Source organism: Psychrobacillus sp. L3 (assembly GCF_042945595.1).
GTDB lineage: Bacteria > Bacillota > Bacilli > Bacillales_A > Planococcaceae > Psychrobacillus.
On record NZ_CP168493.1, the window covers coordinates 995,820 to 1,009,996 of the forward strand.

Below are 14,177 nucleotides of genomic sequence, written 5' to 3' on the forward strand. Positions count from 1 at the left end.
AAATGATGATGAAGGTAACCGTTGAAGAAACAGTTGAAATGTATGAAGAGCCCGAAACGGCGGAAGTTCCTAAACAATTGAACGGGGCAGATGTTTTTATCAAAACATTGAAACAGCATCAGGTTGAAGTAGTTTTTGGGTATCCGGGTGGTGCTGTATTACCGATTTACGATGCGCTACATAAAAATCCAATTCGACATATTTTAGCTCGTCATGAACAAGGAGCAATCCACGCGGCAGAGGGCTATGCACGTGTTTCGGGGAAGGTAGGGGTCGTGATTGCGACGTCTGGTCCCGGAGCTACAAATGTTGTAACTGGAATTGCTGATGCGATGATGGATTCGATTCCACTCGTAGTGTTTACTGGGCAAGTTGCAACTACCGTTATCGGGACAGATGCTTTTCAGGAAGCGGATATAATCGGCATCACGCAACCAATAACGAAACATAATTACCAAGTAAAAGATGTAGCTGATTTTCCTAGAATTATTAACGAAGCTTTTCATATTGCTTCCACAGGTCGTCCAGGACCAGTCGTCGTAGATATTCCAAAAAACATGGCAACAAGCATATTTGTTACGAATGAAGATAACACGAATGAAGTAAATCTTCCTGGTTATCAACCGACGACAACACCAAACTTTTTACAAATACAAAAAGCAGCGAAAGCTATTTCAAAAGCAAACCAACCACTTATCCTTGCAGGTGCAGGAGTATTGTTTGCAAAAGCATCTGACCAACTAGCAGAATTTGCGGAGAAATATCAAATTCCGATTACAAATACGCTTTTGGGACTTGGAGGCATCGGAGGAAATCATCCACTATTTTTAGGGATGGCAGGAATGCACGGAACGTATACAGCAAATATGGCCATTCAAACATGTGATTTACTGATCAATGTCGGAGCACGATTTGATGACCGTTTAACTGGTAACTTAGCTTACTTTGCACCGAATGCAAAAGTGATTCATATCGATATAGATCCTGCTGAAATTGGCAAAAATGTACACACAGAAATTCCGATTGTAGCAGATGCGAAAGAAGCATTAACTGCACTATTAGAACAAAATGCTCCAAATGGGAATACAGCAGCATGGTTAGAAAGTTTACATGTGAATCAAGCCCAGTATCCTTTATTTTATGAAGCAAGTGAAGAAAGAGGTTTACTTCCACAGCAAGTGTTGGAACTGGTGCACGAATACACAAATGGAGATGCAGTTGTGACGACTGACGTTGGGCAACATCAAATGTGGACGGCACAGTATTATAAATTCAATCAGCCGCATAACTGGGTTACTTCTGGTGGACTTGGTACGATGGGATTCGGTTTCCCAGCAGCGATTGGAGCACAGATAGCTAAACCGGATGCAAAAGTTGTGTCGATAGTTGGAGATGCAGGATTCCAAATGACACTTCAAGAATTATCGCTGCTTCAGGAAATGCGTATTCCCGTAAAAGTAATCATTTTAAACAATCAAGCACTTGGAATGGTTCGCCAGTGGCAAGAAACTTTCCATGAAGAGCGTTATTCGCAATCTTTGATGCCAATCCAACCAGACTTTGTAAAACTTGCAGAAGCTTATGATATTAAAGGATACAAAATCGAAACATATGAAGAAGCAAAAGTGCAGTTAAAAGAAGCGCTTGCATCAGATGAGCCAGTATTAATCGATTGTCGAGTTGTTCAAAAAGAAAGTGTCTTTCCAATGGTTGCTCCAGGTAAAGGACTACATGAAATGATTGGAGTGAAGGCCGAATGAAACGAATTATTACGGTAACCGTGTTAAATCAAAGCGGTGTTTTAAATCGAGTAACTGGCCTACTCATGAAGCGTCAGTTCAATATTGAAAGCATTACAGTAGGGCATACGGAACAACCGCAAATTTCGAAAATGACGTTTGTCGTAAATGTGGAAGACGAACAAAAGCTAGAACAATTGTTAAAACAGCTTCAAAAACAAGTAGATGTGTTAAAAGTAAATGATATCTCAGAGAAGTCAATTGTTGTGCGGGAGCTGGCGCTCGTGAAAGTCGTGTCGCCACCAGCAGTGAGAGCGGAGATTAATAGTATTGTTGAACCATTCCGAGCTGCTACCATCGACACAGGAAAAAATGTCGTAACATTCCAGGTGACAGGTCATCCCGAAAAGATTGATGCATTTATAGATTTGCTCAAGCCTTATGGCATTAAAGAGCTAACAAGAACTGGCGTAACCGCATTTGTACGCGAAACGCAAAAAGTACAAACAACCCAATTATCCATTTTACAATAACATATAAAACCCAAATTAGAGGAGGAAATTACAATGGCTAAAATGTATTACAACGGAGATATCAACGAAGGACTTTTAAAGGACAAAACAATCGCAATCATCGGTTACGGATCACAAGGTCATGCACATGCACAAAACTTGAAGGATTCAGGCTTTAACGTAGTAGTAGGTATTCGTGCCGGAAAATCATTCGATCAAGCAAAAGAAGATGGATTGGACGTTTATTCCGTAAAAGAAGCGGCTGAAAAAGCAGAAGTTATCATGATTTTATTGCCAGATGAAAGACAAAAAGCAGTATATGAAGCGGAAATCGAACCCGCGTTAACTGCAGGAAAATCTTTAGTATTCGCTCATGGTTTCAATGTACATTTTGGTCAAATTACCCCTCCATCGGATGTGGATGTATTCTTAGTAGCACCAAAAGGACCTGGACATCTAGTGCGTAGAACATTTGAAGCAGGAGCTGGGGTACCAGGTTTATTCGCAGTCTATCAAGATGCAACTGGCCAAGCAAAAGATGTAGCTTTAGCATACGCAAAAGGTATCGGAGCAGCTCGTGCAGGTGTTCTGGAAACAACATTCAAAGAAGAAACAGAAACGGATCTATTCGGAGAACAAGCAGTACTTTGTGGTAGTACGACTGCAATCGTAAAGGCTGGTTTTGAAACGTTAGTAGAAGCTGGATATCAACCAGAGCTTGCATATTTCGAAACGTTGCACGAGTTAAAACTAATCGTTGACTTAATGTACGAAGGAGGAATGGCTACCATGCGTTCTTCTATCTCGGATACTGCAGAGTGGGGAGATTTCGTATCAGGTCCTCGTATCATTGATGCTTCCGTTAAAGATCGCATGAAAGACGTGTTAACGGACATTCAAGATGGCACATTTGCAAGAGAATGGATCAAAGAAAACGAAACAGATCGTCCAAAATACAATGCCATAAAAAAAGCGGAATCGGAACATCAAATCGAAGTAGTTGGGGCAAAACTTCGCGAAATGATGCCATTTATCAATGAAGGGAAAAAACAAGTCAAGAAAGAAGTGGTGACCAGTGCGCAAAATTGATATTTTCGACACAACGCTGCGTGATGGAGAACAATCCGCAGGGATTAATCTAAACACGCAAGAAAAGTTAGAAATTGCTCGCCAGCTTGAAAAGTACGGTGTTTCCATAATAGAGGCAGGATTTCCTGCTTCTTCTCCTGGAGACTTTGAGGCTGTTAAGCAAATTGCTGGGACAGTGAAAAACTCGATTGTGACAGGTTTGGCTCGTTCGATTAAAAGTGATATAGAAACTTCTTGGGAAGCGTTAAAAGGTGGGGTACAGCCGCATCTTCATACGTTTATCGCCACATCTCCTATCCACATGCAATATAAGCTGAATAAAACACCGGAGCAAGTCATTGAAATTGCAGTGGAATCGGTGAAATTAGCAAGAAAATATTTCCCACTTGTCCAGTGGTCAGCAGAAGATGCAACCCGCTCGGATCGTGACTTTCTAGTTCGTATTATGAATGAAGTAATTAAAGCCGGAGCAACGACGATTAATATCCCGGATACAGTAGGATATGCTTCTCCAATTGAGTACGGCTCTTTATTCAGATACTTAAGTGAAAATGTAATGGGTATTGAAAAAGTGAAGCTATCTGCGCACTGTCATGATGATTTAGGATTAGCAACAGCAAACACACTTGCAGCAATTGAAAATGGTGCAACACAAGTAGAAGGAACGATTAACGGAATCGGTGAACGTGCCGGAAATGTGGCATTAGAAGAAATTGCAGTAGCACTACATATACGAAACGATTATTACCAAGCCGAATCTGGCATTGTGTTAAAAGAAACGAAGCGCACAAGTCAGCTCGTAAGTAAGTTAACAGGGGTTGTTATTCAACCAAACAAAGCAGTGGTTGGGAAGAATGCATTCGCACACGAATCTGGTATTCACCAAGATGGTATGTTAAAAAACCCTGAAACGTACGAAATTATTACACCTGATTTAATCGGCGATGTAACAACAGAGTTAGTACTTGGAAAACATTCTGGTCGCCATGCATTCTTTGATCGAGCAGAACAAATGGGATTCGTTTTAAGTAATGAAAAGCTAAATGCAGCTTTTGTAGCTTTTAAAAAGCTAGCAGATCGTAAGAAAGAGATTACCGAAGAAGATTTATTTGTTTTATTAACAGATCAACAAGTACAAACTTCTGAAGCGGAAGTATATGAATTAGAAAGCGTGCAAGTGCAATATGGTACATCTAATATTCCTACTGCAACGGTTCAAGCGAAAACACCATCTGGTGAAGTAGAAGTTGTCTCTTCTACAGGCGCAGGTTCTGTAGAAGCCATTTTCAATACGCTAGAAAAACTTGTGAACGGAAAAGTTCATATTATTGATTATCGTGTATCTTCTGTATCTAAAGGAAGAGATGCACTGGGCGAGGCAGTTATTAACTTAAGTTTTAATGATGTTATTTCCACGGGACGCAATGCTTCACAAGACGTATTAGAAGCTTCTGCCAAAGCATATTTGAACGCGATTAATCGTCAAATAGTAAAAGCACATTATCAAGAGCAACGAGAAGCGGTAGCACAATAAATTAAGAAAAGCGGAAGGCGCCCGACTAGCCGCGACAGAGTTCTTCTGCGACGAGCTTTACGCAGGAGCAAGCAAATGGGGAATGAGGTAGGTCTGCAAAGTGCGCCACATCCTGTGGCAAAGCAGACATGACCCGCTTCGTGCTGGCCCAGGAGGCAGCTCTTCAGCCACCGCAAACGCTTTTGTTTGCGACGAGCTTGCGCAGGAGCAGTAATTTCACATTTGACCTCGAGCGGCTGGCGCCTGGAGACTAGACAAATAACGGGAGTGAATGGGATGGAAAAATCGATAACGGTATTACCTGGTGATGGAATCGGTCCAGAAGTAACGGAAGCAGCAGTCAAGGTGCTTCAAGCTATTGGAAAACATTATAACCATACGTTTCATCTGCAATATGCACTGATCGGTGGAGCTGCAATTGATGCTTGTGAAAATCCACTTCCAGCAGAAACAATTAACAAATGTAGTCAAAGTGATGCCATCCTTTTAGGCGCAGTTGGTGGGCCAAAATGGGATCAAAATCCATCTCATTTACGCCCGGAAAAAGGATTATTAGCAATCCGTAAACATTTTGGACTTTATGCAAATATTCGTCCGGTCAAAGCTATTCCAGCATTACTTAATGCCTCCCCACTTAAAAAGGAAGTAGCGGAAAATGTTGATTTAGTCATTGTACGCGAACTTACAGGTGGTTTGTATTTCAGCGAGCCACGTAAGAAAACAAAGGATAGTGCGTTAGATACACTTGTTTACACGAGAGCTGAAATTGAGCGGATTGTGGATACAGCCTTCCAAATTGCAAGAAGCCGTAGAGGAAAACTTGCTTCCGTTGATAAAGCAAATGTTTTAGACACGAGTAAATTATGGCGAGAAATCGTAGAAGAGAAAAAACAAGGTTATCCAGATGTAAAAGTGGAGCATATGTTGGTTGATTCGACTGCGATGAAATTGATTACAAAACCTGCTGATTTTGATGTGATTGTAACGGAAAATATGTTTGGTGATATTTTAAGTGATGAAGCATCTGTTATTACTGGTTCTCTAGGGATGTTACCATCTGCAAGTACACGGGAAGATGGCTTTGGTTTATACGAACCAGTCCATGGTTCTGCTCCGGATATTGCAGGACAGAACAAAGCGAATCCAGCAGCAACCATTCTTTCCGTCGCCATGATGCTTCGCGAAGCTTTCCAAATGGAGACGGAAGCGGCAGCGGTGGAAGAAGCTGTATTTAATGTCTTAAATGATGGTAATTTCACAAGTGATTTGCAAGTAAAAGGAAAACGTGCACTTTCTACAACAGAATGGACAGCAAAAGTTTTAGAAGAGTTAGACGCTGAATTTGTATCAGATAGCATTATGTTTTCGTATGTCTAACTAAAAGGAGAGGGACTAAATGGCAAAAACGATTATTGAGAAAATTTGGGATGAACATATTGTATACGAGGAAGAAGGTAAACCAGACCTTCTCTATATCGATTTACATTTGCTCCATGAAGTTACATCTCCGCAGGCATTTGAAGGATTACGACTAAACAATCGAAAGGTTCGTCGTCCAGATCTTTGTTATGCCACAATGGATCACAATGTACCGACTCGTAATAGAGAACAGATTAAAGATGTAATTGCCCGTAAACAAATCCATACACTTCAGGAAAACTGTGAAGAATTTGGAGTTCCACTAGCGAATATGGACCATCCAGATCAAGGGATTGTACATATTATCGGACCAGAACTAGGACTGACACAACCAGGGAAAACGATTGTTTGTGGAGATAGCCACACATCCACTCATGGTGCGTTTGGAGCTATCGCTTTTGGTATCGGTACAAGTGAAGTGGAACATGTCCTTTCTACTCAAACACTTTGGCAAGCTAAACCGAAAACGATGGAAATTAAAGTAACTGGTGAACTTGGTTACGGAGTAGCTGCAAAAGATATTATTTTAGCTATTATTGCAAAGTTTGGTATCGATATGGGTACAGGTTATATCGCGGAATACACAGGTGAAGCGATTCGAAAATTGACGATGGAAGAACGTATGACTATTTGTAATATGTCGATCGAGGCAGGTGCCCGTGCTGGTTTGATTAGTCCTGACGTGACGACAGTTGAATTCCTAAGAGGACGAGAGCATGTTCCGACTGGAAAAGCGTTTGAACAAGAAGCAGATCGTTGGATAGCTTTAGCTACTGATGAAGGAGCAACTTACGATAAAACAGTAGAGATTTCCGCCGATGAAATCGAGCCTTTTGTTACATGGGGTACAAATCCTTCGATGGGTTCAGGTGTATCGAATTCTATTCCATATACAAAAGACTTTGCAGAATCAAGCGATCAACAAGCGCATGAAAAAGCACTTGCTTATATGGGGCTTGAAGAGGGAATGCCTTTAACAGATATTCAAATTAGCAATGTATTTATCGGTTCTTGTACAAATGCCCGGTTAAGCGATTTACGTGCAGCGGCCAAAGTGGTAGAGGGTCGAAAAGTAAATCCAAATGTAACTGCGATTGTCGTACCAGGATCACAAACCGTGAAAAAACAAGCAGAACAAGAAGGCATCGACCAAGTATTCCTTGAAGCTGGATTTGAATGGCGCGAATCTGGATGCAGTATGTGCCTTGCGATGAATGATGATATTGTCCCAGCAGGCGAACATTGTGCATCTACATCCAACCGTAACTTCGAAGGTCGCCAAGGTGCAGGGTCCAGAACACATTTGATGAGTCCCGCGATGGCAGCAGCTGCAGCAATAAAAGGTCACATTGTAGATATTCGCACATTTCAACTAGTGAATGCGTAAGGAGGAAAAACCGTGGAGCCTATTAATGAAATCAAAAGTGTTATTACACCGTTGAATCAAAAAAACGTCGATACCGATCAAATAATATCCAAAGAATTTCTGAAAAGAATCGAACGTACAGGATTCGGTAAATACTTATTTTATCACTGGCGTTTCGATGCAGAAGGAAATCCAAATACAGATTTCGTATTAAATGATGAACGCTATAAAGATTCTACTATATTAGTTGCGCATGATAATTTCGGTTGTGGATCTTCACGTGAACATGCCCCTTGGTCGATTTTAGACTATGGATTCAGGGTAGTTATTGCTCCAAGTTTTGCCGATATTTTCTATAACAACTGCTTGAAAAATGGAATTCTTCCTATTAAGTTATCCGTAGACGAAGTAGAAGCACTTCTGAGTAAAGAAGTGTATAACGTGGAAGTTAATTTAGAGGAACAAAAAGTAATTGGAGCAGACGGTGTGGTTTATTCATTTGCCATAGATCCTTACCAAAAGAAGATGCTTCTAAATGGATGGGATGAAATTTCATTGACATTCCAGTATGAAGAGCATATTAAAGCTTATGAATTAAGAAATGCGTAAGGTGCTTGGAGTTTGGGCATTTACTTGATTGAAAAAACGAATTAGGAGATGGTTTTGTTGGGAATTTATATGACACTGTAGGTTTATACCGAGCATCAGAAAAAGTAGCGGAGTTTATCCATCGTACACCGTGTAAAAAGTCATCAACATTGAATGAAATCACTGGAAAGCAAGTATTTCTCAAAATGGAAAACTTGCAAAAAACGGGTTCATTTAAAATTAGGGGAGCAATGAATAAAGTATCTCAGCTAACGGATAGAGAATGTGAAAGAGGGCTAATCGCGGCTTCCGCAGGTAATCACGCACAAGGGGTTGCTTACGCCGGAAAAGTGCGCAACGTACCAGTCACCATTTTCATGCCAATTGGAACACCGGTTGCGAAAGTGAATGCTACAAAAGGACACGGCGCAACCGTCAAACTCGTCGGACAAAACTTTGATGAAACGTATGTGGCAGCAAGAGAAGAACAACTTCGAACAGGTGCAAACTTCATTCATCCTTTTGATGATCTAGCCGTAATTGAAGGCCAAGCGACTGTTGCCATGGAAATGCTTCAGCAACGTCCAGAGATTGATACGATTGTGGTGCCAGCCGGTGGAGGTGGGTTACTCGCAGGAACATTACTTGCAGTAAAATCCATTCGTCCAGATATCCGCGTTATTGGCGTTCAGTCCCAAAATGCTGCAGCCATTGCGATTGCCTATAAAGGGATGTCAGGTGGATTCATCCCATTTCAAGGAAAAACAATCGCTGAAGGAATTAACGTGAAAACGCCTGGAAAGCTGACGATGAACATTATCCATTCCCACGTCGACGACATGGTCACCGTGACCGAGCAAGAAATCGCATCGGCCATTCTCTTCATGCTCGAACGTGAAAAATCACTTATCGAAGGTGCCGCCGCAGTTGCCGCAGTGTTGAATCAACATATTCCATCCCCCACCAGTAATATAGGCATCATCGTAAGCGGTGGAAACTTCGACATCAGCAAACTCGCAGAATGCCAGCAAATGTCCATCCAAGTACCATTAGCAAAATAATAGATGTAGAAACCACTAGTCAAAAAGCCGGCTAGTGGTTTTTTCGCATCAGTCCAGAGCGAAATACAGTGCATATGTAGTGAAAGTTATAACTACGAGTGAAAAACTTTATACGAAACACTTAGTATAAAGTTGCGACTACACCACATTTTGCGATTCTCAAAAATGGTGCAAAAAAGCTCTTGAATATTGTGAGTACTGATTGAAATATTGCGAATATGTGAAGAATATTGCGAGTAAGGCTGAATTTTTGATTACAGAGTGTGATCTTACGATTTGTCGACTTTAATTTGCCACACACAAAGTTTAATTTATTCTATCATCTACTCCTTCGTTCTTGACTTTATAAGGTAACTAAAATATAATAACTTACTATAAGTAACTAATTAGTAGTTGGGGGAATAATAAATGAAATATCAAAATAAACCATATACATTTGTGGAATTAGTAGAATTAAAAGTAACTGACTTAGAAAGGTCACTTAAATTTTATGAAGAAGTCGTTGGATTTAAAGTACTTGAAAAGAAAGGCAATAAAGTTCTTCTTACTGCAGATGGAAAAGTTGCGCTTCTAGCTATCGAACAACCAGAAAACGTTGTTCCAAAACAAGAAAATACAACAGGCTTGTACCACTTTGCACTGTTGTTACCAAATCGAGCAGATTTAGGAGCAGTATTGCAGCATTTCATCGAAATTAATATGCGCATTGGTGCTGGAGATCATTTAGTAAGTGAAGCATTATATTTAAATGATCCTGATGGAAATGGCATTGAAATTTATACGGACCGACCAGAATCCGAGTGGACTTGGAATGGTGAGTATGTTGAAATGGCTACTCTTCAAATCGATGCGCAAAGTATTTTGGCAGAAGGTGCAAATACAAAATGGAAAGGCTTACCTGAAGGAACTGTAATGGGGCATATTCATCTACAAGTTTCTGATTTAGCTAAATCAGAAACATTTTATAAAAACCTAGGATTCGCAGTTGTTACTCCAAATTATCCAGGGGCTTTGTTCATGGCTACGGGAAAATACCATCATCACATCGGATTGAACACTTGGGCTGGAGTAGGTGCACCGCCTGCTCCAGAAAATGCTATTGGCCTCGAAGCATTTACATTAGTATATCCAAGCAATGAAGAACTGAACGATGCACTAGAAAACTTGAAAACAAACAATGTATCTGTCGTCGAAGAAAACGGTATCTACATCACAAAAGATCCGTCACAAAATAAAATCAAATTAATCGTAAAATAACTGCTACAGAGCGACTTGCAATTCATGAAGTCGCTCCATTTTTAGCTACAGAAACCCATTTAATGGAACAACGAGACCAATTCCCTCGAAGTCGAGACCAAACTACTCCAGTCCGAGACTAATTCACTCGTACTCGAGACCAACTCATCCAAACTCAAGACCAATTCCACAATTCAATCCAAAAAAAATCCTAAAGATAATGTTTCAGGTCTTCTCCCTCTCACAGTGCCTTCAGCATGCCGCCATCTACTACTATGTTTTGTCCAGTCATATATGTATTTGCTTCAGAACATAAAAATACGATAATATTTGCAAATTCTTCGGGTTCGCCGTATCTGCCAGCTGGTATTACTTGCTTAAATCCTTCTCTAATTTCATTTAGTGACATGTTTTTCATTTCAGCGGCCATTTGGTCAAGCTTGGTGACACGATCCGTTTGAATTCGACCTGGTCCGACTGTGTTGATTAATATATTGTTGCCTGCATATTCGCGAGAGATACTTTTCGAAAGTCCGACCATCCCTAAACGGAAGGTATTCGACAAAATTAGACCGTCCAATACTTCCTTAGTAGAAGAGGAGGAGATATTGACGATTCGGCCGAAGTTTTGTTCTTTCATGTATGGGAGAGCTAAGCGAATTGTGCGAATATAACTTAGTAAATTTTTTTCGAATGCGGCATTCCAATCTTCATCTGTTACTTGCCAGAAGCCTCCTGGAGTAGGGCCACCAACATTATTTACTAGAATGTCGACCCCACCAAGCTGTGCAATTGCTGTCTGAAATAATCGGTTAATGTCGTCTTCTTTTGTCACGTCACAAACTTGGAAATAGACTTCTAGATTGTTACTCACTGTCTTTATTTCCTCAGCAGTTTTTTTCAATTCTTCTAAGTTTCGACTAGAAATGAGTAGTTTTGCGCCTTCTTTTGCAAATTGCAATGCGGTTGCTTTTCCTAGTCCTTTGCTAGATGCCATTACGATGACACGTTTGTTGGTAAGTCCTAAATTCATTGTCGATCTTCCTCTCGTTACGTATTAATTTAATCCTACATTGAATTTTCAGATTTGTCTTTATTAAGATTTTGTAAAGTAAATGTTAAGTGTAGGGAAACACGCACATTTATAAAAAAAACATGCTATATTTCCAAGTAGTAGGTCTTAATATCTATGAAAAAATGGTCTAATATCCCACTACGAAAGAAGTATTCAATTGCTATTTTTAGTTCTTTTATCTTATTTGGAATAATGACAATGCTGTTAATTATTCAGGTTAACTACAATCAAAGACTATCTGACAAATTAGAGATTTCTTCTCGCAATGTCGAAAGAGTAGATATTATGAGGGCAGAAGTAGCAAGTTTGTACATTGCTATTTCCCAATATGCTGGGGACCCATTGCCAGAGTTTGAAAAAGATTATGAAGTTAGAAAAGGTAACCTAAATAAGTTATTAGACATTGCACGTGGAAAAATAGTGTATTTAGACTGGGATGTTTATAACCAATCGTTAAATGGAATGTATACGACATTCGAAAAAAAATTAAAAGAATCTGTAGCAATTAAAGAGAATGTAGCGAAGCGAAGACAATTGCAAGCAATTAATAAAAAGCAAATTCAACTAACACAGATGCTCGATGAGGCAAGGCAGCAAGAATCGAGCACTCGCGAGTTAATAATAGAAAAAATGAATAAAAGCCAGCAAAATACAATTGTAGTAGTGATTGCATCTTTCTTCATAGCTGCATTATTATCACTTGTTTTATTGTTGCTAACGAATCGACAAATAAAAAATCAATTAGCTGAAGTAGCATCGTCTGCGAAAGAGATTGCGACAGGAAATTTACTGATTAAACCTCTTTCTATTTCGACAAAAGATGAAATTGGAGAAGTTTCGAGTGCAATGAATGAAATGCAAATGAATCTAATTAGTATGGTATATACAATCAAGCAGACCGCGGAAAAGTTGAATAAGGATAGCTGTACTCTAAAGGATTATTCTCAAGAAACAGTTGTAAGCACGAATATTGTTCAAGTTGCGATCAACGAAACAAGTCATAATATGATCGAGCAAAAAGAAGCATCTATTGGAATTAGGGCATTCCTAGAGGAGTTTTCACGTACTTTTCAAGAAGTTACGGAAAGAGCGGTACAATTAAATAATCACGCAACTATTGCGGTGCAAATAGCAGATGACAGTGCCAAAGCAATGAAGACGGCCGAAATCGAAACGAAGAGATTACGTGTATTATTTAAAGAGGCCGATAAAGAACGACTATTATTACAAAAGCGAACAGAAGAAATTGCTCGAATGACTTCCATTGTGCAAGCCATTTCAAAACAAACAAACTTACTTGCATTAAATGCTGGCATTGAAGCAGCACGTTCCGGTGTTCACGGAAAAGGGTTTGCGGTTGTTGCTGAAGAGGTGAAAAAGCTTGCAGATGAAGTAGCTACTACTGCAGAAACGATTCACGAAGTTTCTAATTCGATTATATTGCAAGGAAATGAAATGGAAAAAGTGTTTGCGGAAGGATTATCTACATCGAAAAGTAATGCAACTACATTTCAATTATTACATGACAAAATGGATGATATCGTAACATATATCCGTGAATCTAAAAGTCAAAATGAACATATGGCGGATTCTATTGTTTCAATTGAACAAGAAAAAAATTCCTCCGAAAAGCTTATTTTCGCGTTGACAGAATCTATTGAAGAAAATACTATTCATATGGAAGAAACAGTGCGATTACTATTATCGAACGTTCAAACGATTGAAGCTCTATCAGAACTTATTACTGAAGTTAGCGAACAGGCTACTATTTTAGAAGGGTCTGCATCTCGTTTTATAATGTAACAACAGCCCCAAAAGTCACTCGGTGTACTTTTGGGGATTATTTTATTTCAAAAGCCTTGTTTCATAAGGGATTAAAGCATATTTATATATATAATCTATTTAATAGAAATGAATTTTGTAACACAATCGTAACACAACTGTAAAATTAAAAAGGAATATTACGTGGTAAGATGTTTTTAACGAATATTTCAGAAAACTGTAGTCCTTTGGAGGAACACTATGAGCCTAAAACTTACGACACAAAAACTTATTACTATATTATTATTTACAATTTTTTTAGTCACAGCACCATTCGCTGGATATACTGAAGCATCAGGCACAGTAAATTCAAATGAATTAGTAGCGACTGCTAAAAATTTAGTAGGTACAAAATATCGTAGTGGCGGAACAACTCCCGCTGGATTTGATTGTTCCGGATTTGTAAATTATGTATTTGATGATGTAGGTATTGATCTTCCGAGAACTTCTGCAGGTATGCATAGTACAGGCTCTAAAGTAGATAGAGATGACTTATCAACAGGTGATTTAGTTTTCTTTAATACGACTGGTAGTGGCGTTTCGCATGTTGGTATATACATAGGGGACGGAAAATTTATTCATTCTTCTACTTCACAAGGTGTGAAAATTGATAAATTAAGTGATCCATATTATTGGGCAAAGCACTATGTTGGAGCAAAAAGAGTAACAAACATTTCTGTAGCGTCCAATAAATAAAACATATAGATGCAAGCTCTATCGTATTAATAACGATAGAG

12 protein-coding genes are annotated in these 14,177 nt (G+C 39.4%); 11 read left to right on the plus strand and 1 reads right to left on the minus strand.

Going from position 1 to position 14,177, the window contains the following annotated elements; translation table 11 throughout:
- The first annotated feature begins 38 nt into the window (after positions 1 to 38).
- The 9 genes from ilvB to ACEPXD_RS04710 all read left to right on the plus strand — a co-directional run bounded on the left by ilvB (position 39) and on the right by ACEPXD_RS04710 (position 10,565).
- Positions 39 to 1,760 (plus strand): acetolactate synthase large subunit, encoded by a 1,722-nt coding sequence (ilvB, locus tag ACEPXD_RS04670; protein WP_391123009.1) that lies wholly within the window; start codon positions 39 to 41, stop codon positions 1,758 to 1,760.
- Complete coding sequence (gene ilvN, locus ACEPXD_RS04675) at positions 1,757 to 2,272, plus strand: acetolactate synthase small subunit (protein ID WP_151699143.1); 516 nt, start codon at positions 1,757 to 1,759, stop codon at positions 2,270 to 2,272. Before ilvB ends, ilvN begins: the two co-directional genes overlap by 4 nt.
- Positions 2,273 to 2,305: 33 nt before the next feature.
- A complete protein-coding gene (gene ilvC / locus ACEPXD_RS04680) occupies positions 2,306 to 3,340 on the plus strand; it encodes a ketol-acid reductoisomerase (RefSeq protein ID WP_391120400.1) in 1,035 nt (344 codons plus the stop codon).
- Positions 3,327 to 4,874, plus strand: a complete 1,548-nt coding sequence (locus ACEPXD_RS04685) for a 2-isopropylmalate synthase (protein ID WP_391120402.1) — start codon at positions 3,327 to 3,329, stop codon at positions 4,872 to 4,874. Before ilvC ends, ACEPXD_RS04685 begins: the two co-directional genes overlap by 14 nt.
- 276 nt (positions 4,875 to 5,150) lie before the next feature.
- Positions 5,151 to 6,251 (plus strand): 3-isopropylmalate dehydrogenase, encoded by a 1,101-nt coding sequence (leuB, locus tag ACEPXD_RS04690; RefSeq protein ID WP_391120404.1) that lies wholly within the window; start codon positions 5,151 to 5,153, stop codon positions 6,249 to 6,251.
- 19 nt (positions 6,252 to 6,270) lie between these two features.
- On the plus strand, positions 6,271 to 7,680 hold the full coding sequence (leuC, locus tag ACEPXD_RS04695; protein ID WP_391120406.1) for a 3-isopropylmalate dehydratase large subunit: 1,410 nt from the start codon (positions 6,271 to 6,273) through the stop codon (positions 7,678 to 7,680).
- A gap of 12 nt (positions 7,681 to 7,692) precedes the next feature.
- Entirely contained in the window at positions 7,693 to 8,268 is a 576-nt protein-coding gene (gene leuD, locus ACEPXD_RS04700; RefSeq protein ID WP_391120408.1) for a 3-isopropylmalate dehydratase small subunit, read from the plus strand.
- A 116-nt stretch (positions 8,269 to 8,384) separates the two neighbouring features.
- Positions 8,385 to 9,308 carry a threonine/serine dehydratase gene (locus ACEPXD_RS04705; RefSeq protein ID WP_391123012.1) on the plus strand — a complete coding sequence of 308 codons (924 nt, stop codon included), beginning with the start codon at positions 8,385 to 8,387 and terminating at the stop codon, positions 9,306 to 9,308.
- Positions 9,309 to 9,716: 408 nt separating this feature from the next.
- A complete protein-coding gene (locus tag ACEPXD_RS04710; RefSeq protein ID WP_391120410.1) occupies positions 9,717 to 10,565 on the plus strand; it encodes a VOC family protein in 849 nt (282 codons plus the stop codon).
- A gap of 220 nt (positions 10,566 to 10,785) precedes the next feature.
- Here ACEPXD_RS04710 and ACEPXD_RS04715 read toward each other — a convergent pair whose 3' ends face one another.
- On the minus strand, positions 10,786 to 11,577 hold the full coding sequence (locus ACEPXD_RS04715) for an SDR family oxidoreductase (protein WP_391120412.1): 792 nt from the start codon (positions 11,575 to 11,577) through the stop codon (positions 10,786 to 10,788).
- 156 nt (positions 11,578 to 11,733) lie between these two features.
- On the opposite strand from ACEPXD_RS04715, the gene ACEPXD_RS04720 reads away from it, so the two are divergent.
- Together ACEPXD_RS04720 and ACEPXD_RS04725 are read left to right on the plus strand one after the other, a co-directional pair.
- Complete coding sequence (locus ACEPXD_RS04720) at positions 11,734 to 13,422, plus strand: methyl-accepting chemotaxis protein (RefSeq protein WP_391120414.1); 1,689 nt, start codon at positions 11,734 to 11,736, stop codon at positions 13,420 to 13,422.
- 219 nt (positions 13,423 to 13,641) lie between these two features.
- A complete protein-coding gene (locus tag ACEPXD_RS04725) occupies positions 13,642 to 14,136 on the plus strand; it encodes a C40 family peptidase (RefSeq protein ID WP_391120416.1) in 495 nt (164 codons plus the stop codon).
- The last annotated feature ends 41 nt before the right edge of the window (positions 14,137 to 14,177 follow it).